This is a genomic window from Fulvimarina endophytica, from assembly GCF_003403015.1.
GTDB lineage: Bacteria > Pseudomonadota > Alphaproteobacteria > Rhizobiales > Rhizobiaceae > Fulvimarina > Fulvimarina endophytica.
The window spans coordinates 59,105-80,849 of sequence record NZ_QURL01000007.1; the positions used below are offsets into that span (position 1 = coordinate 59,105).

Below are 21,745 nucleotides of genomic sequence, written 5' to 3' on the forward strand. Positions count from 1 at the left end.
CGCGCCGACGACATGCGTGGGAACAGGGCCTGGAATGGCCGCGCTCCCCTAACGCTGGCGCGTGAGACTTCCGAAGAATTCTTGCCGCGTGCGAAGCGGTCGCAGACGCCTCGCCCGGCACTCATGAATGGCTCCCGATCCGTTACGTTCGCGAGTCGCACCACCACCGTCGGCCGCCTCGATGCGGTCATCCTTAGATTTCGCGGAGTTCCGCTTTGACGGCGACAATTCGGCCATCGCAGCGCAGGGGCAAGACGACCGTCACGGTCGGGTTTGCCGCGCGCGTCGTGTCGGTCCCGTCGGAAACGGAACGGTCCGCCGCCCGGTTCACACCCATCCGATTTTCCTCATTCACATTGAGACGATCAGCCAATCGTGGAAGCCGGGCTTTGGAGACAATCCATGCCCAACAAAATGTTGATCGACGCCTCGCATCCGGAAGAGACGCGCGTCGTCGTCGTTCGCGGTAACCGCGTCGAAGAATTTGATTTCGAGACCGAGCACAAGAAGCAGCTCAAGGGGAACATCTATCTGGCCAAGGTGACGCGCGTCGAGCCGTCGCTTCAGGCCGCGTTCGTCGAATATGGCGGCGGGCGCCACGGCTTCCTCGCCTTCTCCGAGATCCACCCCGACTACTACCAGATCCCCAAGGCCGACCGCGAAGCGCTGGTCGCCGAGGAACTGGCGCGCGCCCAGGCCGAGAACGACGACGACGACGCGGATGCCGAGCGCGAGGAGCAGAAGAAGCGCCGCCGCAAGGCATCGGCCGCCCGCCGCAAGGACAAGTCCGACGACAGCGTTTCGGAGGATGTCGACGCAGAGAGCGACGGCGAGGCAGCGTCCGAGGACGAGGGCGGCAACGAGAGCGAGAGCGAAGGCGATGACGAGCGCCGCGAGAGCGCGCGTGGCGGATCCTCGCACGAGACGAACGGCGACGAGGACGAAAGCGCCTCCGAAGACGAGGACGGCTCGGAGGACGATGACGAGGACGACTCCGATTCGGACGATGGCGACGATGAGGACGGCGAGAGCGAGGACGACGGCGACGACGAGACCTCCGAAGAGGACGGCAAGTCGCGCTCGCATCGTGGTGGCCAGCGTCAGAAGCGCGGCCGCAGGTCTTCCGGCCGTGGCCGCTCGCGCAAGAACGGCGACGGGAACGATGGCTCGGACGGCGACGACGACGACGACAGCGTCGACGAGGTCGGCTCCGAAGACGCGATGGAAGAGGTTCCGGTCCGCCAGGCCCGCGTTCGCAAGAACTACAAGATTCAGGAGGTCATCAAGCGCCGCCAGATTCTTCTCGTCCAGGTCGTGAAGGAAGAGCGTGGCAACAAGGGCGCCGCGCTCACCACCTATCTCTCGCTGGCGGGCCGCTATTCGGTGCTGATGCCGAACACGGCGCGCGGCGGCGGCATTTCGCGCAAGATCACCAACCAGTCCGACCGCAAGCGTCTTCGCGACATGGTGCGCGAGCTCGAGATTCCGCGCGGCATGGGCATCATCCTGCGCACCGCCGGTGCCAATCGGACCAAGGCCGAGATCAAGCGCGACTACGAATATCTGATGCGGCTGTGGGAATCGGTCCGCACCCTGACGCTCCAGTCGATCGCGCCGAGCCTCGTCTACGAGGAGGGCAGCCTGATCAAGCGGTCGATCCGCGACCTCTTCAACAAGGATATCGACCAGATCCTCGTATCCGGCGAGGCCGGCTACCGCGAGGCGAAGGACTTCATGCGCATGCTGATGCCGTCCCAGGCAAAGGTCGTACAGCCTTATCGGGAGCCGGCGCCGATCTTCGCGCGCCAGGGCATCGAGCCGCAGCTCGACAAGATGCTGCAGCCCCATGTGACGCTGAAGTCCGGCGGCTACATCATCATCAACCAGACCGAAGCGCTGGTCGCGATCGACGTGAACTCCGGACGTTCGACCCGCGAGATGTCGATCGAGAACACAGCCTACCAGACCAATCTGGAAGCGGCCGAGGAAATCGCGCGGCAGCTGCGGCTGCGCGATCTGGCGGGCCTCATCGTGGTCGACTTCATCGACATGGACGAGAAGCGGAACAACCGCGCCGTCGAAAAGAAGATGAAGGACTGCCTGAAGAGCGATCGCGCCCGTATCCAGGTCGGCAAGATCTCGCATTTCGGACTGATGGAGCTGAGCCGTCAGCGCATCCGTGCGAGCGTCCTCGAATCGACCATGAAGTCCTGCCCCATGTGCGAAGGCACGGGCATGATCCGCGCGACCTCCTCGATGGCGCTCCATGCGATCCGCCATGTCGAGGACTATCTCCTGAAGAACAAGGGCCGGGACCTGATCGTCAAGGTCTCCACCGAGACCGCGCTCTTCATCCTCAACGAGAAGCGCCACCATATCGACGAGCTCGAGCAGGCCAATCAGATGCGCATCGTGATCCAGGCGGATCACGCCATGGGCCACAACGACGTCACCGTCGAACTGGGCGGGCCGGCGACGAAGCCCGTGACCCGCACCGTCATCAATCCGGCCTCCATCCAGGACGAGAACGAGATCGACGAGGAGCTGGCGAACGAGGCCGAGCAGGACGAGAGCGACTTCGAGGAGGATGCGGGCACCGAGGATGACGCTTCCACCTCCGACGATCGCTCCGACGAGACCGAGGCGAAGGACGAAGGCTCCAGCGAGAAGTCGCGCGGTCGCGGCCGTCGCCGCCGTCGGCGCCGCGGCGGGTCCGACGAGGATCAGAGCGAAACCGAGGGCGAGGACAATTCGCAGGCCGCCGACGGCGAGGAGGCATCCGCCAAATCCGACAACGGCTCCGAGGACGACGAGGATGGCTCTTCGGGACGCCGCCGCCGCCGCCGCGGACGCCGGGGCGGCCGTCGCCAGCGCGATGGCCAGTCGGCCAACGACAACGGCAGCGATCGGACCGGGGACGACGCGTCCGACGTGACGATGTCCGGCGATGAGACCGATGGTTCGGACGCTAGCGCGCAAACTGATCGAAATCATGCGGAGCCCGGCGAAACCGAGACGCAGGAACGGGACAGCCAGCCCGCACCGTCCGAGCACACGGCCGAGGAGGCCGTTTCGGTCGAGACGAGCGAGACCCATGAACAGGTGGTCGCCGCCGATGCGATCGAAGCCGGACAGCCAGCCGACGGCCAGGCATCGCCTTCGACGGCCGACGAGCGTTTCGACGATCCGGTCGCCTCGATGATCGGTGAGGCTGCGCACGCCTCGGACGAGACGGCCGGAGCGAACGAACAAGCCGCGAGCGAAACCGAAGAGACGCCTTTCGCCTCGAACGACGCCTCTACGGAGACCCAGGCCGAGGCGGCCGAAACGGACGTCGCCGAAGCGGAAGCGGAAGCGCCTCGGCGCGAACCCCTCACCGAGCCGCTCGTGACCTCGAGTTCGGCCAATGGCGGCGACGAAGCGGAAGAAAAGCCGCGGCGCGGCGGATGGTGGAATCGCGGCTTCTTCTGAGCGCCGCAGATCCACAGCAGATTGAAAAAGGGGTCGGCTCACGCCGGCCCCTTTTTCACGTCACGCGAGCCTGTAGCCGGTCACCCCTTCGCCACGAAGCAATCGATCCGCTCCAGAGCCTCAAGAACGTCTCGTTCGTCGCCGGCATAGGAGAGGCGCACGAAGGCATCTCCACGAAGCGGGTCGAAATCGATCCCCGGCGTCAGCGCCACATGCTGCTCGGCGAGGAGCCGGGCGGCGAACTGCGTTGCCGATGCGAAGGCTTCCGGGATCTGCGCATAGGCGTAGAACGCGCCGTCGATCGGTGCGATCGCGCGAAAGCCGATCGCCGGCAATCTCTCCATCATGGCCGCGCGCTTGGGCCGGTAGCTGTCGCGAACGGCGTCGAGCTCCTCGGCGGCGCCGAGGGCCGCGAGAGCTGCCGTCTGGGAGAGGTCCGATGCCGAGATATAGATGTTCTGGCCCAGCCTCTCGGCCGCTCCGACGAGTTCGGGCGGCAGGATCATCCAGCCGATCCGCCAGCCGGTCATGCAATAATATTTGGAGAACGAGTTGAGGATGATCGCCTCGTCGAGATCCTGGAGCACGGAACGCTCGGTCTTGCCGAAGCTCAGGCGATGATAGATCTCGTCCGAGATCAGCCGGACGCCCGTCTCGCGGCAGAAGTCCGCGATGCGTCCGAGTTCGTCCGGCGAGGTCATCGTGCCGGTGGGATTGGCGGGGCTCGCGATCAGGACGCCCTGAAAGGGTCGTTCCGCATAGGCGTCTTCGAGATGGGCGCGCGTCAGGACGTAGTCGTCCTCGGGGCCGACGGGGATCTCGCGGGCGGTGATGCCGAGCGCGCGCATGATGTTGCGATAGGCGGGATAGCCGGGAGAGGCGAGCGCGATCTCGTCGCCGGCCTCGAAGCCAGCGAGAAAGGCGATGTTGAAGCCGCCCGATGCGCCGGTGGTGATCATCACCCGCGCCGGATCGACGCAAACGCCGTAGCTCGTCTCGTAATGGGCCGCGATCGCCCGGCGCAGATCCATGCGCCCCATCGCATCCGTATAGGAGACCGGACCGGCCGCGATCATCGCCTGCGCCGCCTTCCGCGCGGCTCTCGGTGCGGGGGAGACCGGCTGCCCGACGGCGAGCGAGAGGACATTCCTGCCCTCGGCCCGAAGCCGGTTGGCTTCCGCCATCACGCTCATCGCCCGGAACGGTTCGACCTGCGAGCGAATGGACGCCCCTCTTCCGCCTGACTTCGACATCCGTCGGCTCCTTTCGCCCTGTCGTTCTTCGTCGCTCGACATAACCGCTTGGGCCCTAGAGCGAAACGGTCGGCCACGGTCGCGAAAAACTGAACGTCGACGTCTGGCATCGCCGGTCTGCCGTGATAGTGTCCGGCACCATTCCTCAGGACAGGCAGCCAGGAGACAGCCTTTCGATGCGATCGCTCAGCCGCTTCCTTCTTTCCACCCTTCTCGCGACCTCGGCACTCAGCCTGCCGGCGGCAGCCCAGTCGAGCTTCGACGACACGCAGAAGAGCGACATCGAGGCGATCGTTCGGGCCTATCTGGTCGAGCATCCCGAGGTCATCGTCGAGGCGATGACGGCCCTGCGCGACAAGCAGGATGCCGAGCAGAAGGTCGCTCAGGCGGGCGTGATCGAAAGCGCGCGGGAAGCCCTCACGAACGCGCCGGAAGGCATGGTCCTCGGCAATCCCGACGGCGACGTCACGATCACCGAATTCTTCGACTACAATTGCGGCTATTGCCGTCAGGCGCTGGCCGACATGACTGAGCTCATCGAGGAGGATGACGAGATTCGCTTCGTCCTCAAGGAGTTTCCGATCCTCGGGCCGGGCTCCCTCGAAGCCTCACGCGTCGCGATGGCGGTCCGCGATCTGTCGCCGGACGACTATCAGGCGTTCCACACCACGCTTCTCGGCAAGCGCGGCGGTGCCGACAAGGCATCGGCGCTCGCCGTCGCCGAAGATCTCGGCATCGATACCGCCAAGATCGAGGAGAAGCTCGCCGTCTCCGCCAATATGGGTGCGCTGCAGGAGGTGCAGGTTCTCGCCAACGACCTCCAGATCAATGGCACCCCCACCTATGTCATCGGAAACGAGGTTCTTCAGGCGCGGATCGGGGTCGACGGCCTTCGAACCATTGTCGCCTCGATGCGCGAATGCGGCGCGGTGAGCTGCGGCTGATCGGCCGCCATCGCTTCGACGACCGTTCACCGCCGCTCATTTGCCGTGGAATTTCGCGTCACCGGGTGATCCTGCCGGGAAAACGCCCCAAATAGATGCGGAGCGTTGTAATCCGCGGCCGGATTGTGCATGCAACGAGCCTGTTGCGTCGGCTCGGTTCGATCCCATTTGCCCGGCGCGGATGAAGCAAGGACGACCGCGCGATAGCGGTGGCGACAGGAAACAAGAATGAGCGACAAAAGCTTGGACCCCGATCTCGTTCGCGAACTCGCGGCGATCCTCAAGGAAAGCGACCTGACCGAGATCGAAGTCGAGCGGGACGCGTTGCGCATCAGATTGACCCGGCAGATCGAGCAGGCCGCGCCGGTCTATTACCAGCAGCCGCAATATCAGTCGGCCCTGGCTCCGCAGATGCCGCAATCCTCCAGCGCCCCGGCTCCCCAACAGAACGCGGTGCCCGCCGCGCAGGCCCAGCCCAGCGAGGGCGCGGTCTCCTCACCGATGGTCGGAACCGTCTATCACGCCCCATCGCCCGGCTCGAAAAACTTCGTCGAGATCGGTCAGAGCGTCAAGGAAGGGGACACGCTCTGCATCATCGAAGCGATGAAGACGATGAACAACATCCCCTCGCCCCGTTCGGGCACGGTTCGCCAGATCCTGGTCGAGAACGCTCAGCCGGTGGAATTTGGCGAACCCCTCTTCGTGATCGACTGAAAGCTCCACGAAAATGGTCTCCAAGGTTCTTATCGCCAATCGCGGCGAGATCGCGCTCCGGGTTCTGCGCGCCTGCAAGGAACTCGGAATTTCGACGGTCGCCGTGCATTCGACCGCCGACAATTCCGCCATGCATGTGCGCCTCGCCGACGAGAGCGTTTGCGTCGGCCCGCCAGCGGCTCGCGACAGCTATCTCAACATTCCCCAGATCGTCGCGGCCTGCGAGATCACCGGGGCGGACGCGGTCCATCCCGGTTACGGCTTCCTGTCGGAAAACGCCCGTTTCGCCGATATTCTGGAAGCCCACCAGCTCACCTTCATCGGCCCGACCGCCCAGCACATCCGCACCATGGGCGACAAGATCGAGGCCAAACGGACGGCGGAGCGGCTGGGCATCCCCGTCGTTCCGGGTTCGCCCGGCGCCGTCACCGACAATGACGAGGCCTTGAAGATCTCCCGTGAGATCGGCTTTCCGGTGCTCGTGAAGGCGTCCGCCGGCGGCGGTGGGCGCGGCATGAAGATCGCCCGCACCGAGGCCGACCTGCCGATGGCGCTCGCGACCGCGCGCTCGGAAGCCGGCGCGGCCTTCGGCGACGATGCGGTCTATATCGAGAAATATCTCGAGAAGCCGCGGCATATCGAGGTGCAGGTCTTCGGCGACGGCAAGGGCAACGCGATCCATCTCGGCGAGCGCGACTGCTCGCTGCAGCGGCGGAACCAGAAGGTGTGGGAAGAGGCGAACTCTCCCGCCCTCACCCAGGAACAGCGCGACCGCATCGGCACGATCTGCGCCGAGGCCATGAAGGGCCTCAACTATCGCGGCGCCGGCACGATCGAGTTTCTCTACGAGAACGACGAGTTCTATTTCATCGAGATGAACACGCGTCTGCAGGTGGAGCATCCGGTGACGGAGGCGGTCACCGGTCTGGATCTCGTCCACGAGCAGATCCGCATCGCCAGCGGCCAGGGCCTTTCGGTCACGCAGGACGAGGTGACCTTCACCGGTCATGCGATCGAGTGCCGCATCAATGCCGAGGACCCGCGGACCTTCGTGCCCTCGCCCGGTGAGATCACCCATTACCACGCGCCCGGAGGCCTCGGCGTGCGGATCGATTCGGCGGTCTATCAGGGCTATCGGATCCCGCCCTTCTACGACAGCCTGGTCGGCAAGCTCATCGTCTACGGTCGCACGCGGGACGAATGTCTCATGCGCCTGAAGCGGGCGCTCGACGAATTCGTGCTGGACGGCATCAAGACGACCTTGCCGCTCTTCCGCGATCTCGTCGCGAACGAGAGCGTGCAGCGCGGTGAATACGACATTCACTGGCTCGAGCATTTCCTCGAAGGCCAGGCAGGCTGACGCAAAATGGCGAAGGGTGGCGGACACGGATATCGGATCACCCCTGCCACCCTTCTCAAGGCCTATGCCTGCGGGATTTTCCCCATGGCCGAGTCGGCGGACGACCCGAACCTCTTCTGGGTCGATCCCGTCGAACGGGGCATCCTTCCGCTGGATAAGCTCCACGTTCCGCGCAGCCTGAAGAAGACCATCCGTCAGGAGCGTTTCGAGGTCCGCGTGGATACGGCCTTTTCGGCCGTCCTCGACGGTTGCGCCGAACCCAAGCCCGGGCGCACGGAAACCTGGATCAACCGGACGGTGCGCGATCTCTATATTGCGCTTCACCGCGAAGGTTTCGCCCATTCGGTCGAGACCTGGCAGGGGGACCGGCTCGTCGGCGGCCTCTATGGCGTTTCGCTGGGCGGCGCCTTCTTCGGCGAGAGCATGTTCTCGCGGGCGACGGATGCGTCCAAGGTTGCGCTGATCTTCCTGTGCGAGCGCCTGATACGCGGCGGCTATACGCTTCTCGACACGCAGTTCCTGACCGAGCATCTGGAGCGTTTCGGCGCGACGGAGATTCCGCGCGAGCACTATCAGGCCCTGCTCGCAGAGGCGGTGGAAGGCAGCGCGACTTTCTACTCGGCGGGCGCCGGGACGGCCGATTCGGTCTTACAGCTCTTCAGCCAGACGTCGTAGACGGGATGCTCGACGGCATTGAGGCCGGGGGATGCTGCGAACATCCAGCCTGAAAAGATGCGCCTGATCTCCCGATCGAGGGTGATCTCGTCAACCTCGACGAAGGCATCGGTGCGGGCCGCCTGTCCCTCGGCGCTGGTCTTGCAGACCTTCGGCGTCACCTGAAGCGCGCCGAACTGAACGGTCTCGTCGATGAAGACGTCGAATTCCGTGAGGCGCCCGGTGATCTTGTCGAGGCCAGAGAACACCGCGACGGGATTGTCGATCCGCGCCGGCTCCGGGGTCTGCGCTGCAGCGGGAACGGATCCGAAAGCGAAAAGAGGCAGTGCTGCAAGCAGGGCATGAAGCGCGAATGGGCGGTGGCTCACGGTTCTAAAACTCTTCCATCCAGCGGGTCGCCGCATCCTCGGATCGGCGGACGTCTTTCCCATCGCAGCTACTCGGACTGCCTCGACTTTCGAGGACCCGCAGCTTGCAGCGATCGACCTTCCGGCACCGCTACACTCTCAATCAGGCATCAAAGCGACGATCGAGGCTCCATGCCCCACCCGAGCTTCGACGAAAACCGGATGGCCTGAAAATCGGCTCAGCACTGCGGCCCTCGTGTTTTCCAGCGCACGACCGATTCGCGAAGCCGCCGGACGCGAACGAACGCGTCCGATCCATGGTTACGGCGTCCAGGCGTCGTATTCGCCGGTCACGCGCGGACGGTCCTTCTCGGGACGCAGCAGCGAGCCGGCGGGGCGATAGGCTTCGTGCGTTCCGGTGTGGTTCTTCTCGTGGGTCTTTTCCCACTCGCGCGGCTTGTAGGTCTCTTCGGAGGGAGCAGTGTCGGTGCGGTGATGCATCCAGCCATGCCAGCCGCTCGGGATCGCGGTGGCCTCGACAGGCCCGTTATAGATCATCCAGCGGCGGGTCTTGTCGGCATTGGTGTAATAGATATTGCCGTAGATATCCTCGCCGACCTTCGTGCCGTACCGCCAGGTGTAGAAGCGCGTCCCCATCGTCTGGCCGTTCCACCAGGTGAAGATCTGCAGGAGCCATTCTTTCATCGCGCGTCTGCCCGTATGCGTCGATTGAGGTTTTGCCGCCCTTATGCGGCCGCTGCGGTCCGTTGTCCAGCGAAGACGGCCGGGCGGATCGTCACGACCCCCGGCGAGACCGGGTCCGTCCGGCCGCGATCACGTTCCGAGAACGGCTTCGAAGACAGAGACTTCCACGCCGTCTTCCAGACTGCCCTTGGCGATGGCCGTCTTCTGCCCCCTGAAGCCGTGCTTCTCGTAGAACAGGACGGCCCCGCGATTGGCCGGCTCGACTTCGCATTGCATGCGTCTGCTGTCCGGAAAGGCGTTCATCAGCTCGATCAGCATTTCGGACCCGATTCCCGTCCTTTGGTCACCCGGCAGGACGTAGAGCTGGTGCAGCACGACGAGCGAACGATCGGAATCAGAGGTCGCGGCATAGCCCATCGCGGCCAGCCGTTCCCCGTTGTCGGCGACGATGAATTCCGAGGACGGCCGCGAGAGCCTCGGGCGCAGCTGCTCGACGCCATGCCAGGAGCGGATGATCTCCTCGACGCGCTCCCGGCCGTAGATCGGATCATAGGTCGCGTGCCAGGTCTCGGCGAGGAGCGCGCTTACAGCCGGCAGGTCGCGCTCCATGGCCGTGCGGATGAAGAACATCCCCGCCCCGCCTATTCGAGACCGAGCTTGTCTTTGACGATGGCGTTGACGGCCTGCGGATTGGCCTTGCCGCCGGTCACCTTCATCACCTGACCGACGAACCAGCCGGCCATCGAGGGCTTCGCCTGGGCCTGTGCCACCTTGTCGGGATTGGCCGCGATCACCTCGTCCACCGCCTTCTCGATCGCGCCGGTATCGGTCACCTGCTTCATGCCGCGATCCTCGACGATCCGTTTCGGATCGCCGCCCTCGTTCCAGACGATCTCGAAGAGGTCCTTCGCGATCTTGCCGGAAATCGTTCCCTCGCGGATGAGGTCGAGAATCGCGCCGAGCTGATCGGCCGATACGGGCGTCTCCTCGATGCTCTTCCCGTTCTTGTTCAGCGCGCCGAGAAGATCGTTGATCACCCAGTTCGCCGCCTGCTTGCCGTCCCGGCCCTTGGCGACCTTCTCGAAGAAGTCCGCGATCGCCTTTTCCGAGACGAGGATCGAGGCATCGTAGGTGGAAAGGCCCGCCTCCTCGATCAGCCGGTTCTTCTTGTCGTCGGGAAGCTCCGGCAGTTCGGCGAGAAGTGCGTCGATATAGGCCTGATCGAATTCGAGCGGCAGAAGATCGGGATCGGGGAAATAGCGATAGTCGTGCGCGTCTTCCTTGTCGCGCATGGACCGGGTCTCGCCCTTTGCCGGATCGAAGAGCCGGGTCTGCTGCTCGACGGTGCCGCCGTCCTCGATAAGGGCGATCTGACGGCGCGCTTCCGATTCGATGGCCTGTCCGACGAAGCGGATGGAGTTGACGTTCTTGATCTCGCAGCGCGTTCCGAACGCGCCGCCCGGCCGTCGCACGGAGACGTTCACATCGGCGCGCATGGAGCCTTCATCCATATTGCCGTCGCAGGTGCCGAGATAGCGCAGGATGGTGCGCAGCTTGGTGAGATAGGCCTTTGCCTCGTCCGCCGAGCGCATGTCGGGCTTGGAGACGATCTCCATCAGCGCAACGCCGGAACGGTTGAGATCGACGAAGCTCATGGACGGGTGCTGGTCGTGCATCAGCTTGCCCGCATCCTGTTCGAGATGCAGGCGCTCGATGCCGATCTCGATATCCTCGAACTCGCCCTGGCGGTCCGGTCCGACGGAGACGGTCACGACGCCCTCGCCGACGATCGGGTCCTTGAACTGGCTGATCTGGTAGCCCTGCGGCAGGTCGGGATAGAAGTAGTTCTTGCGATCGAAGACCGAGCGCTTGTTGATCTGGGCCTTGAGGCCGAGCCCGGTGCGCACGGCCTGGCGCACGCATTCCTCGTTGATGACCGGAAGCATGCCGGGCATGGCCGCGTCGACGAGGCTCACATGGGAGTTCGCCTCGGCGCCGAAATCGGTCGAGGCGCCGGAGAAGAGCTTCGCATCGGACGATACCTGGGCATGAACCTCCATGCCGATGACGATCTCCCAGTCGCCGGTCGCGCCGGAAATGAAGGATTTCGGGTTCGGCTCACGCGTGTCGATCAGGCTCATAAAGGGTTCCGATATGGTCGGGTTCGCAGGGTCTATGGCATTCGCTAGATCAAAGGGTCGGGGCGATCAAGCGAGAGGAACGAGGATCGCGGCCGTCGGAAGCGGTCGCATGAACCGCAATATAAGCGTCCGGCCGCCGTCATGCCATTCGCAGGTCCTTGATGCCGAAGAAGCATACGGAGGGCGCAGCCGGGACGCCGGCCATGAGCCGATCGCGGTCAGCCCCGCCCCATGAACAGGGCGGCCGCCGCGAGATCGGCTTTCTTGAAGGCGGCCATTCGGTCCGCCTCCTCGTCCCGCCCCCAGCGCTCGATATTCCAGGCCTCGTCGACGCGCGAGAGGTCCCAGGCCTCGACATGGCCGAGACGCCCCTCGTAGAGCGCGAGCGCCAGGATCGCGGAGCCGGTCAGGGTCGTCGCCTGCTGCAGGCCGGCGACCGTCCAGGGATCGGTGATCGGCTCCACCGCCATCGCGAAGGCGGAGAGCGCCTCGGGCGGCTGGGCGACGTGCATCACGCCTTCGGTGAGCACGAAACGGGTCTCGAGCCGCTTCTGCGCCCAGTCGAGAAGCGGGTCCCAGGCGCGGCGCTGGCGCTCCACCAGTTCGTCTGGATGGCCGGCCCGGTAGAAAAGGAGATCCGTCTCGGCATAGCGCGGGACTTCGGCAAGGACGATGCCGGGGTCCTCGGCGACCGCATCGATGACCGTATTGGCAAGACGCGTGGCGGGCATGGTCGCGGGATCGATCCGTTCGCCCTGGGCTTCCCATTCACCGCGCACGGCTTCCGCGACCGACCGGTTCGGCAGTCGCAGGGCCTTCTTCGACGGGGTCTTCACGGGCCGCCCATCGAGCAAGACCGCGAACGCGCCCTCCGCACCCTCGATGGAAGCAGCCTCATAGAACCGCTTGGGCAGGTCGCGGCGCAGCGCATTCGGGTTCTCGAACATCTGCTGCAGGATATCGGGATTGTTCGACATGTTCGGTCAGTCTCGTTCGAATGCGGCTTTCTGCGAGGATGGTTCGGCGCCTCCCGCCCCCAGCCAGCGGTCGAGCGCGACGGTGAGATCGGGGACCGTCTCGACGACCTGCAGCGCGCCGCTTCGCCTCAGGAGATCGGGCCGGTGCGAGCCCCAGGAGACGCCGAGTGCAGACGCTCCTGCGGCACGGGCCATTTCCATGTCGTAGCTCGTATCGCCGACGACGATGGCGTTCCCGGGACGGATGCCGAGTTCCTCGCAGCTTTCCAGAACCATTGCGGGGTGGGGCTTGGAGGGGCAGTCGTCCGCCGTCCGCACCACCGCGAAACACTCCGTCATCCCATGCGAAGCCGTGAGGGCGGCGACGCCGCGACGCGACTTGCCGGTGACCATGCCGACCAGCACGGCCTCGCGCGCGGCCAGGTCACGGATCAGCGTCTCCATGCCGTCGAACAGCCTGTCGGGCACCTGAGCCCGCGAACGCTCGGACCGGTATTCCTCCCGGTAGGCATCGGCGAGCCGTGCGGCATCGTTCGCCGTCAGCGCCGGGCGCAGCGCGCGGATCGCCGTTTCCAGCGAAAGGCCGATGATCGCACGGGTCTCTTCGCGAGCGGGCGGAATCAGGCCATGGGCGGCGAAACAGCGCTCCATGATGTCGCAGATGAGCCCCGCAGAGTCGGCGATGGTCCCATCGCAGTCGAAGAGAACCGCTTTGATGTCCGTCACTTGGCGCTCAATCCTCAAGTTCCGCTTCATTGAAGCCGAAGAGATTGAAGGTCTGGCGCATGTGCTGCGGCAGCGGTGCGATCTGGTCGATCACGCCACCATTCGGATGCGGAATGACGATGCGCCGGGCATGGAGATGGAGGCGCTTCTGCACGCCGCCGGGAAACTCCCAATTGGTGTCGTGCTCGAAATATTTCGGATCGCCGAGGATCGGATGGTTCATGTGCAGCGCGTGGACGCGCAGCTGATGGGTTCGGCCCGTATGCGGCTCGAGCTCGAGCCAGGCGAAGTTCTGGGCGACCTGATCGACCACACGGTAATAGGACAGCGCGTGGTCGGCGCCCTCCTCGCCGTGCCTGGCGATGCGCATGCGGTCGCCGTCGGGGGTCTGTTCCTTCTTCAGATAGGTCGAGACCTTGCCCTCATGCGGCGTCGGCACGCCCTTGACCACGGCCCAGTAAAGCTTCTTGGTGTCGCGCTCGCGAAAGGCCTTGGTCAGCGCGGTCGCCGCCCCCCGCGTGCGCGCGACGACGAGAATGCCCGAGGTGTCGCGATCGAGCCGGTGGACGAGACGCGGCTTCTCGCCCTTCTTGTTGCGCCAGGCCTCCAGCATGTCGTCCACATGGCGGGCGACACCCGATCCGCCCTGGACCGCGAGCCCGGCCGGCTTGTTGAAGACGATGACCTTCTCGTCCTCGTAGATCACCATCTGGGACAGGACGTCGCCGTCCTCGCGCCCCTTCATGGTGTTGGCCGTAAGAGGCTTGTTCGTCACGGACTTCGCATCGGTCGCGAGCGGCGGAATGCGGATCGTCTGGCCCGGCGCGACACGGGTATCGGATTTCGCGCGGCCACCGTCGACGCGGATCTGCCCGGATCGCAGGAGCTTCTGGAGCTGGCCGAAGCCGAGACCCGGATAATGCTGCTTGAACCAACGGTCGAGCCTCAGGCCCGCCTCGTCGTCATCCACCAATCGCTGTTCGACTGCCGCCATCGGACGATGCTCCATCGCGTCGGAAAATCATACCGGGCCGCGGGTTCGCAGGTAAGCCTCAAACGGTTCCGATCGCTCGCCTTCTATCGGGCGTTTGGGGTCGGGGCAACGCCATGCCGGCCCACCACCGGCGCGGCACCGTCTCAGAGCACGGCCCTGACGAGAGCGAGACCGGCGAAAAGACCGGCGATGCCGAGGATCACGGACCCTGCGACGTAGAGGAATGCGAGGGCAAGGGCCCCGCGATCGATCAGGTTCACGGCATCGAGGGAAAAGGAGGAAAAGGTCGTGAAGCCGCCGAGAAAGCCGGTCGCAAGAAACAGCCGCCATTGCTGGCTCATTCCGAACTTGCGGGCGAGCAGCTCGACGAGAACCCCCATCAGGAACGAGCCCAGGATATTGACGAAGGCCGTACCCAAGGGAAAACCGGGGCCGAGGAGCCGCAGGGCTGCCGTCGATGCGAGATGACGCATGCCGGCACCGAGGCCTCCGCCTGCGACGACGAGAAGTGTCTGGATCATCGAGGCGCGGCCTGACTGTCCGAAAATCTGCCGGCACCGGCCGGCATTCCAAAGGAAGAACGCCCGGCGATCACTCGCCGGGCGTTCGCTTGATGCTTATTCCGCAGCTGCGGTGCGGGAGGTGTCCACGTGTTCGAGGAACGGCCTCCTGCGTTCGCGGATCAACCCGCGAAGGGTCGAATAGGTGAGGACGAGGAGAAGAATGGCGAACGGGAAGCCGGTCGCGATGGCCGCTCCCTGAAGCGCCGCGAGACCGCCGCCCAGGAGGAGGGCGATCGCGATGAGCCCCTCGAAGGTCGCCCAGAACACGCGCTGCGGGGTCGGCGCATCGAGCTTGCCGCCGGCCGTGATCGTATCGATGACCAGGGAGCCGGAGTCCGACGAGGTCACGAAGAAGACGATGACGAGGACGATGCCGACGAAGGAGGTGATTTCCGTCAGCGGAAGCTGGCTCAGCATGGCGAAGAGCTTCACCGGCAGTTCGGCATCGATGATACCGGTATAGCCGCCGATGGTCTCGGTCAGCGCGGTACCGCCGAAGACGGTCATCCAGACGATCGAGACGATGGTCGGAACCACCAGCACGCAGGTCATGAATTCACGGACGGTGCGGCCGCGCGAGACGCGGGCGATGAACATGCCGACGAAGGGCGACCAGCTCATCCACCAGGCCCAGTAGAACGTGGTCCAGCCGGTCCGGTAGTTGTCGTCGACGCGTCCGAACGGCATCGAGAGCGGGACGAGTTCACGGAAATAGGCGACCGTGTTGCCGAAGAAGCCGCGCACGAGCTCCATCGTCGGACCGACGAGGAAGACGAAGGCGAGAAGCGTGATCGCGAGAACCATGTTGATCTCGGAAAGGCGCTTCACGCCGCTGTCGAGGCCGGCGACGACCGAGACGAGCGCGACACCGGTGATGACGACGATGAGAATGACATTGGTCGTCATGGTGTCCGGCACACCGAACAGGAAGGAGAGCCCCGACGAGGCCTGCTCGGCACCGAAACCCAGGGAGGTCGCGAGGCCGAAAAGCGTCGCGAAGACGGCCATGATGTCGATGATGTGACCGGGCCAGCCCCAGATCCGATCGCCGAGAACCGGGTAGAAGGCCGAGCGCATGGTGAGCGGCAGGCCCCAGTTATAGGAGAAGAAGGCGAGCGCGAGCGCGACGACCGCGTAGATCGCCCAGGGGTGAAGGGCCCAGTGATAGAGCGTCGCGGCCATGCCGAGACGACGGGCTTCGAGGGTCTCCCCGGCCGCGCCGCCGAGGGGCGCCCAGTCGGTGCCCTGCACGGACGACTGGAAATGGCTGACCGGTTCCGACACGCCGTAGAAGACGAGGCCGATACCCATGCCGGCGGCGAACAGCATCGCGAACCAGCCGAAATAGTTGTAATCGGGCGTCGCATCCTTGCCGCCGAGCCGGACGCTGCCGAGAGGCGAAAGGATGAGCCCGATGCAGAAGATGACGAAGATGTTGCCGGCGGTCAGGAACAGCCAGTCGAAGGTCGATGTCAGCGCCGGACGCAGCCAACCGAAGAAGCTCTCCGAGACGGCCGGGAACATCAGCGTGAAGGCGACGAAGAGGATGATGATGCCGGCCGAGATCGGAAAGACCGGGTTGTGGTAGTCCAGACCGAACCGCTGGACGTTGTCCTGTCCGACCTCGTAGTCCGATACCGACTGTTCCGGTATCATGTCTTCTTCCATCGACATGGATGAAGTCCTCCATTGGTTCTGAGGCGGAAACCGAAGGGCCTCGAATGACCGGGAACGCCCGACCAGACGGCGACAGATGTCGACGAAGCGGACAGGAGGGTCTCGAGCGGGAACCGCGATGTGAGTTGAGACAAGCCAACCGCTCATCACTTTTAAGCGATGCTAACGAAGCTTCGGTAGCCATTCAACCGTTTAATCCGCCGTTCGCCGTCGATTGCCCGGTTCTCCTCCGCTGAAAAATCGCCGATCCTTCATCACCGGTCGCGGCGCGCACGCAGCTCCCTGAGATGGGACAGCCGATTGCCGATCCACTCCTCCCGCCCATAGGGGGTCGGTCTGTAATAGCTCTCGCGGCCCATCTCCTCGGGGAAGTAGTCCTGCCCGGAAAAGGCGTCCGGCTCGTCGTGGTCGTAGCGATAGCCCGAGCCGTATCCCTCCTCCTTCATGAGCTTGGTCGGCGCATTGAGGATATGGCGCGGCGGCAGAAGCGACCCGTTTGCCTTCGCCGATCGCATGGCGGCTTTATAGGCCACGTAGACGGCGTTCGATTTCGGCGCGGCGGCGAGATAGACGGTGGCTTCGGCGAGGGCCAGTTCCCCTTCCGGCGAGCCCAGATAGTCGTAGGCATCCTTGGCCGCGAGCGCGACGCGCAGGGCATGGGGGTCGGCGAGACCGATATCCTCCGACGCCATCCGCACCAGGCGCCGCCCGAGATAGAGCGGGTCCTCGCCCGCATCGAGCATGCGGCAGAGCCAGTAGAGCGCGGCGTCGGGATCGGATCCGCGCACGGACTTATGGAGGGCCGAGATGAGGTTGTAGTGTCCGTCCTGGCCCTTGTCGTAGACGGGCGCCCGGCGCTGGACGATCTCCTGCAGCACGGCGGCGTCGAAGATCTCGCCCTCGCCGGCCGCCCGCCAGATCTCCTCCGCAAGGCTCAGAACCGCGCGCCCGTCGCCATCGGCCATGCGCAGCAGCACCTGCCGCGCTTCCGCATCGAGGGGAAGCGGGCGCCCTTCGCTCTCCTCCGCTCGCTCCAGAAGCGCCGCGAGGCTCGCTGCATCGTGCGGCTTGAAGGTGAGAACCCTAGCGCGCGAGAGGAGCGCGGCGTTCAGTTCGAAGGATGGATTTTCGGTCGTCGCACCAACGAGGACCACCGTTCCGTCCTCCATCACGGGCAGGAAACTGTCCTGCTGGGCCCGGTTGAAGCGATGGATCTCGTCGACGAAGAGAAGCGTCGGCCTGCCGTTTGAGCGGCGCAGGCGCGCGGCCTCGAAGACCTTCTTCAAGTCCGCGACGCCGGAGAAGATCGCAGAGATCTGGTCGAAGGCGTAGTCGCTGTCATTGGCAAGGAGTCGCGCGACCGTCGTCTTGCCCGTTCCGGGCGGGCCCCAGAAGATCATCGAGCCGAGATTGCCGGAGGCGAGCATTCGCGACAGGACGCCGCCTTCGCCCGTCAGGTGATCCTGCCCGACGACATCAGGAAGCGAGAGCGGCCTCAGGCGATCAGCAAGCGGGCGCCGTGCCGTGTTGCGCGCCGGGTCCCGTGCGCCTCGCGTCTCAGTCTCGCGCGTTCGCGCGCCGCGCTCGGGTTCGGGCTCACCGAAGAGATCGGCCATGGTCAACGCACCCGCTGTTCGAGGAGACGCCCGCCGCGCTCGATCTGGAAGTCGTAACCGTTCCAGTCTTCGGCGAGGAGGTGTTCGAGTGCCTGCGTCGAGGCGATGTCCTGCCGGTTCACGGTAACGATGATATCCTTGGGCTGGAGCCCGAACCGGGCGGCGAGGGAGCCGCGCTCAACCTCGGCGACGACCACGCCCGTCTTCTCCATCGGCAGATCCAGGGTCTCGGCCACTTTCGGCGACAGGTTCCAGACCACCGCTCCGGCAAAGGGCGTCCGTCCGCCGAGGCTTCGCTCGTCGCGCGCCGGCACCTCCGGCGCACCGACGAGATCGAGGGACAAGGCCTCCTGCTCGCCGTCCCGCAGGACGGTCAGCGCAATGGTCGAGCCGATCCCGGCCGTCGCCAGCTGATAGCCGAGCGCATCGGGGTTCGAGACGCGCGCCGAGCCGACCGCGGTCACGACGTCTCCGTCGCGAAGACCGGCCTTTTCGGCCGGACTGCCCTCTCCCACCCGGTGGACGATCACGCCCGTCGGGGCCGCAAGACCGAGGGCCTCGGCCAGATCGGCGGTGACGGGTCCGAAGGTCGCACCCACATAGGGACGCTCGAATGCGCCGCCGGCCTTGGCCGCCGCAACGAAGCTCGCCACGAGATTGGACGGAATGGCGAAACCGATCCCGTTCGAGCCGCCGGACTTCGAGAAGATCGCTGTGTTGACGCCGATCAGCCGGCCGCGCATGTCGATGAGCGCGCCACCGGAATTGCCCGGATTGATGGCCGCATCGGTCTGGATGAAGACACCCGGATCACCGGGTGAGAGATGGGTGCGGGCAAGCGCCGAGACGATGCCGTTCGTCACGGTCTGCCCGATGCCGAAGGGGTTGCCGATCGCAAGCACCAGATCGCCGATCTCCAGCCCGTCGGAATTGCCGAATCCGACCGTCGGGAACGTCCCCTCGCCTCCCTCGATGCGCAGGACCGCGAGATCGACCTTGGCGTCCTTCAGGAGGATCTCCGTTTCGAATTCCCGGCCGTCCGCAAATGAGATTCGCACCTCGTCGGCATCGGCGATGACGTGGTTGTTGGTCACGACGAGCCCGGAGGGATCGACGATCACGCCCGAGCCGAGCGAACTCTCGATCCTGGGTTCGGGGCGCGCCTGCCGGCCGAAGAACTGCTCGAAGAACGGATCGCCCGCAAAGGGCGAGAGCCGTTGCGGCACGGCCCGGGCGGCGTAGACGTTGACGACCGCGGGAGCCGTCTCGCGCACGAGGGGCGCGAAGGTGAGCGTGATCTCGGCGGATGTCGCGGGGACCTGCTCCCGCGCACTGGGCGAGGCCGGCTCGGCGCGAGCCGATGGCTCGGGCGTCACGGGCGCCGCGGGTACGGGTGCCGGGCCATCCGCGCGGCCATCCGCGCTCTCATCCGATCCCCAGCCGAACCAGTTGCCGATGCCCCAGCCTTCGGCATGGGCCTCGCCCGCCAAGGGGGAAAGGAAAAGGCAAATGGAAATTGCGGCAGCCGTAAGGCTTGGCCCGCTGCGCTTGAAATTCGTGAGAAACATCGTTCGACCGGCACCCGATAAACGCCATTTGCACCGCGCCGAAGATCGGGTTCGAGATGAACGGACCGGCGAGAGCCGGGTAGTGATAGCGGGTCGGTCCATGCCGGTTCAAGACGGGATGCGCCGCGAGGCTTCCCGCCCGCCATGAAGACGAGACCATACAAACGAAGAAGGGGCCCGCCGGCCCCTTCCCATTTCCATCATCGCCGCGTTGGAACCGCCGCTGAAATTAGTTCGCCTCGAGGCTTTCGCTCGCCGCGGAGGCCGGAGCGGGCAGATCGGCGGTCGCATAGCTCGCGGTCAGCACCGCGAACGCGCCGAGGGCCGCGAGAAGCGTGATGGCAGTTCGGCGCACCGGAAACCGTACCTGATTGTTTGACATATCGGCAGTTTGCATGCGGATTATTTAATCCTCGTTAATTTTGCCACATTCTATGCGGCCCAGCCTTTATCGTTGCCTGATTAAGTCCCGACATCGGGAATGGTTGCAGGACTCGGCACAGTTTTCTTCAAAGGCTGTGCCGCTTCTCTGCCATGCCGGCCATGGGGGCGATAGCGCATTTCAAGCACAGTCGGCCCCATCCCAGCCCGGCCTCACAGGAACCGCGAAACAGGGTTACCGGCTGAGCGGAACCTGTCTCCCGCGCGCAACAGATCCCGACATAATCCGGACAAACTTCGCCCACGATCTGCGCAAAAAGCGACCCGCGCCGGGGCTTCGTCGTCGCAAGCGCCATCGCTTCGCTTGGGCCGTTCGTGTCGCCGGCGATCTCCCGCCCCTTCTGAGTCGTCGTTCGGATCGCGGCGTCTCACCGTCCCAGCCACGCCGTCCTCGCGGTCATGCGGCCGGATCACGGATCGGATGAAACATCCGTCGCCGGGCGGGCGTATAGACAAGGAGAGCACGAAGCCCGACACCGCGCAGAAAGCGCCAAGCACGGCGGATCGGGCATCCTCGCCCCATCATCCTGCCCCCGAATGACGGAACTGCCAGTCATGTCCTCCACCCTCATCCGCGCCAAGACGATGCCGAGCGGCCCCTCACCCTTCGTCACGCCCGGCCCCAAGCTTCAGCCGCAGAAATTCGTCGATCCGCGCATTACGGCGAAAGGCGAGACCCGCGCGCGGGTGCCGCTCCATGCATTGAACACCCTCTGGTTCAACACCGGTTCGCTCTGCAACCTCGCCTGCGCCAACTGCTTCATGGAGAGTTCGCCGACCAATGATGCCCTCCTCTATCTGACTTACGACGAGGTCCGCTCTTACCTCGACGAGGTGACGACCGGCGATTTCGCGACGGGGGAGATCGGCTTCACCGGCGGCGAGCCGTTCATGAACCCCGACATCATTCCAATGCTCACCGACGCTCTCGATCGCGGGTTCGACGTGCTGGTGCTGACGAACGGCATGCGCCCCATGCGCAAGCTCGAAGCCGCGCTCCTCGAACTTCGCGCCGCCCATGGCGATCGGCTCACCCTGCGTGTCAGTCTCGACCACTACGACAAGGCCGTGCATGAGGCCGAGCGCGGCGAACGCAGCTTCGATCCCGCCATGGACGGGCTCGTCTGGCTGTCGCGGAACGGCTTTCGCATCGCCGTCGCCGGACGTCACCTCGCAAGCGAGAGCGATGCGGATGCGCGTGAGGGATATCGCCGGCTCTTCGAAGACAAGGGCATCGCGATCGATACCGGCAATCCCGGTGAGCTTGTGCTGTTTCCCGAGATGGACGAGACGATCGACGTTCCTGAAATTACGACGGCCTGCTGGCAGATCCTCGGCAAGAGCCCGAAGGACGTGATGTGCGCGACGAGCCGAATGGTGGTGAAGCGGAAGGGGGAAGACGAGGCGCGCGTCGCCGCCTGCACGCTTCTGCCCTACGACCGCGAATTCGACATGGGCGGCACGCTCAACGAGGCCCGCCGATCGGTCGCGCTCAATCACCCCCATTGCGCCAAGTTCTGCGTTCTGGGCGGTGCGAGCTGCTCGGCCTGAAGCTGGAGAAGACCGCGGCTCC

19 protein-coding genes are annotated in these 21,745 nt (G+C 65.0%); 6 read left to right on the top strand and 13 right to left on the bottom strand.

Annotated features, from left to right (window positions below):
• Positions 1 to 402: 402 nt before the first annotated feature.
• Positions 403 to 3,471, top strand: coding sequence for an Rne/Rng family ribonuclease (locus tag DYI37_RS16025; RefSeq protein ID WP_116684282.1), 3,069 nt, complete (start codon positions 403 to 405; stop codon positions 3,469 to 3,471).
• An 80-nt stretch (positions 3,472 to 3,551) separates the two neighbouring features.
• Here the strand turns inward: DYI37_RS16025 and DYI37_RS16030 are convergent, their stop codons facing one another.
• Positions 3,552 to 4,724: a pyridoxal phosphate-dependent aminotransferase gene (locus DYI37_RS16030; RefSeq protein ID WP_116684283.1), complete on the bottom strand. Its 1,173-nt coding sequence runs from the start codon at positions 4,722 to 4,724 to the stop codon at positions 3,552 to 3,554.
• 176 nt (positions 4,725 to 4,900) lie between these two features.
• Between DYI37_RS16030 and DYI37_RS16035 the strand changes: the two genes are divergently transcribed.
• The 4 genes from DYI37_RS16035 to aat all read left to right on the top strand — a co-directional run bounded on the left by DYI37_RS16035 (position 4,901) and on the right by aat (position 8,417).
• Positions 4,901 to 5,668: a DsbA family protein gene (locus tag DYI37_RS16035; RefSeq protein ID WP_116684284.1), complete on the top strand. Its 768-nt coding sequence runs from the start codon at positions 4,901 to 4,903 to the stop codon at positions 5,666 to 5,668.
• Between the two features lie 228 nt (positions 5,669 to 5,896).
• Positions 5,897 to 6,382, top strand: coding sequence for an acetyl-CoA carboxylase biotin carboxyl carrier protein (gene accB / locus DYI37_RS16040; protein ID WP_116684285.1), 486 nt, complete (start codon positions 5,897 to 5,899; stop codon positions 6,380 to 6,382).
• A gap of 13 nt (positions 6,383 to 6,395) precedes the next feature.
• Positions 6,396 to 7,742, top strand: coding sequence for an acetyl-CoA carboxylase biotin carboxylase subunit (gene accC / locus DYI37_RS16045; RefSeq protein WP_116684286.1), 1,347 nt, complete (start codon positions 6,396 to 6,398; stop codon positions 7,740 to 7,742).
• 6 nt (positions 7,743 to 7,748) lie between these two features.
• Positions 7,749 to 8,417 carry a leucyl/phenylalanyl-tRNA--protein transferase gene (aat, locus tag DYI37_RS16050; RefSeq protein ID WP_116684287.1) on the top strand — a complete coding sequence of 223 codons (669 nt, stop codon included), beginning with the start codon at positions 7,749 to 7,751 and terminating at the stop codon, positions 8,415 to 8,417.
• Here the strand turns inward: aat and DYI37_RS16055 are convergent.
• The 12 genes from DYI37_RS16055 to DYI37_RS20440 form a co-directional block, all read right to left on the bottom strand.
• Positions 8,357 to 8,821, bottom strand: a complete 465-nt coding sequence (locus DYI37_RS16055; RefSeq protein WP_425365058.1) for a DUF2155 domain-containing protein — start codon at positions 8,819 to 8,821, stop codon at positions 8,357 to 8,359. The genes aat and DYI37_RS16055 overlap by 61 nt on opposite strands.
• Positions 8,822 to 9,085: 264 nt before the next feature.
• Entirely contained in the window at positions 9,086 to 9,469 is a 384-nt protein-coding gene (locus DYI37_RS16060) for an NADH:ubiquinone oxidoreductase subunit NDUFA12 (RefSeq protein WP_116684288.1), read from the bottom strand.
• A 129-nt stretch (positions 9,470 to 9,598) separates the two neighbouring features.
• Complete coding sequence (locus DYI37_RS16065; RefSeq protein ID WP_116684289.1) at positions 9,599 to 10,099, bottom strand: GNAT family N-acetyltransferase; 501 nt, start codon at positions 10,097 to 10,099, stop codon at positions 9,599 to 9,601.
• Between the two features lie 11 nt (positions 10,100 to 10,110).
• Positions 10,111 to 11,610, bottom strand: coding sequence for an Asp-tRNA(Asn)/Glu-tRNA(Gln) amidotransferase subunit GatB (gene gatB, locus DYI37_RS16070; protein ID WP_116684290.1), 1,500 nt, complete (start codon positions 11,608 to 11,610; stop codon positions 10,111 to 10,113).
• Positions 11,611 to 11,828: 218 nt separating this feature from the next.
• A complete protein-coding gene (locus DYI37_RS16075) occupies positions 11,829 to 12,587 on the bottom strand; it encodes an ATP12 family chaperone protein (RefSeq protein WP_116684291.1) in 759 nt (252 codons plus the stop codon).
• Between the two features lie 6 nt (positions 12,588 to 12,593).
• A complete protein-coding gene (locus DYI37_RS16080; RefSeq protein ID WP_342634947.1) occupies positions 12,594 to 13,313 on the bottom strand; it encodes an HAD-IA family hydrolase in 720 nt (239 codons plus the stop codon).
• A 7-nt stretch (positions 13,314 to 13,320) separates the two neighbouring features.
• On the bottom strand, positions 13,321 to 14,307 hold the full coding sequence (locus DYI37_RS16085) for an RluA family pseudouridine synthase (protein WP_116684413.1): 987 nt from the start codon (positions 14,305 to 14,307) through the stop codon (positions 13,321 to 13,323).
• 143 nt (positions 14,308 to 14,450) lie between these two features.
• A complete protein-coding gene (crcB, locus tag DYI37_RS16090; protein WP_116684292.1) occupies positions 14,451 to 14,828 on the bottom strand; it encodes a fluoride efflux transporter CrcB in 378 nt (125 codons plus the stop codon).
• Between the two features lie 96 nt (positions 14,829 to 14,924).
• Entirely contained in the window at positions 14,925 to 16,544 is a 1,620-nt protein-coding gene (locus DYI37_RS16095) for a BCCT family transporter (RefSeq protein ID WP_116684293.1), read from the bottom strand.
• A 257-nt stretch (positions 16,545 to 16,801) separates the two neighbouring features.
• Positions 16,802 to 18,163 (bottom strand): replication-associated recombination protein A, encoded by a 1,362-nt coding sequence (locus DYI37_RS16100; RefSeq protein ID WP_116684294.1) that lies wholly within the window; start codon positions 18,161 to 18,163, stop codon positions 16,802 to 16,804.
• A 2-nt stretch (positions 18,164 to 18,165) separates the two neighbouring features.
• Positions 18,166 to 19,731 carry a DegQ family serine endoprotease gene (locus DYI37_RS16105; protein WP_116684295.1) on the bottom strand — a complete coding sequence of 522 codons (1,566 nt, stop codon included), beginning with the start codon at positions 19,729 to 19,731 and terminating at the stop codon, positions 18,166 to 18,168.
• Positions 19,732 to 19,960: 229 nt separating this feature from the next.
• A complete protein-coding gene (locus DYI37_RS20440; protein WP_280987322.1) occupies positions 19,961 to 20,086 on the bottom strand; it encodes a hypothetical protein in 126 nt (41 codons plus the stop codon).
• A gap of 641 nt (positions 20,087 to 20,727) precedes the next feature.
• On the opposite strand from DYI37_RS20440, the gene DYI37_RS16110 reads away from it, so the two are divergent.
• On the top strand, positions 20,728 to 21,723 hold the full coding sequence (locus tag DYI37_RS16110) for a radical SAM protein (RefSeq protein WP_245413964.1): 996 nt from the start codon (positions 20,728 to 20,730) through the stop codon (positions 21,721 to 21,723).
• Positions 21,724 to 21,745 lie beyond the last annotated feature (22 nt).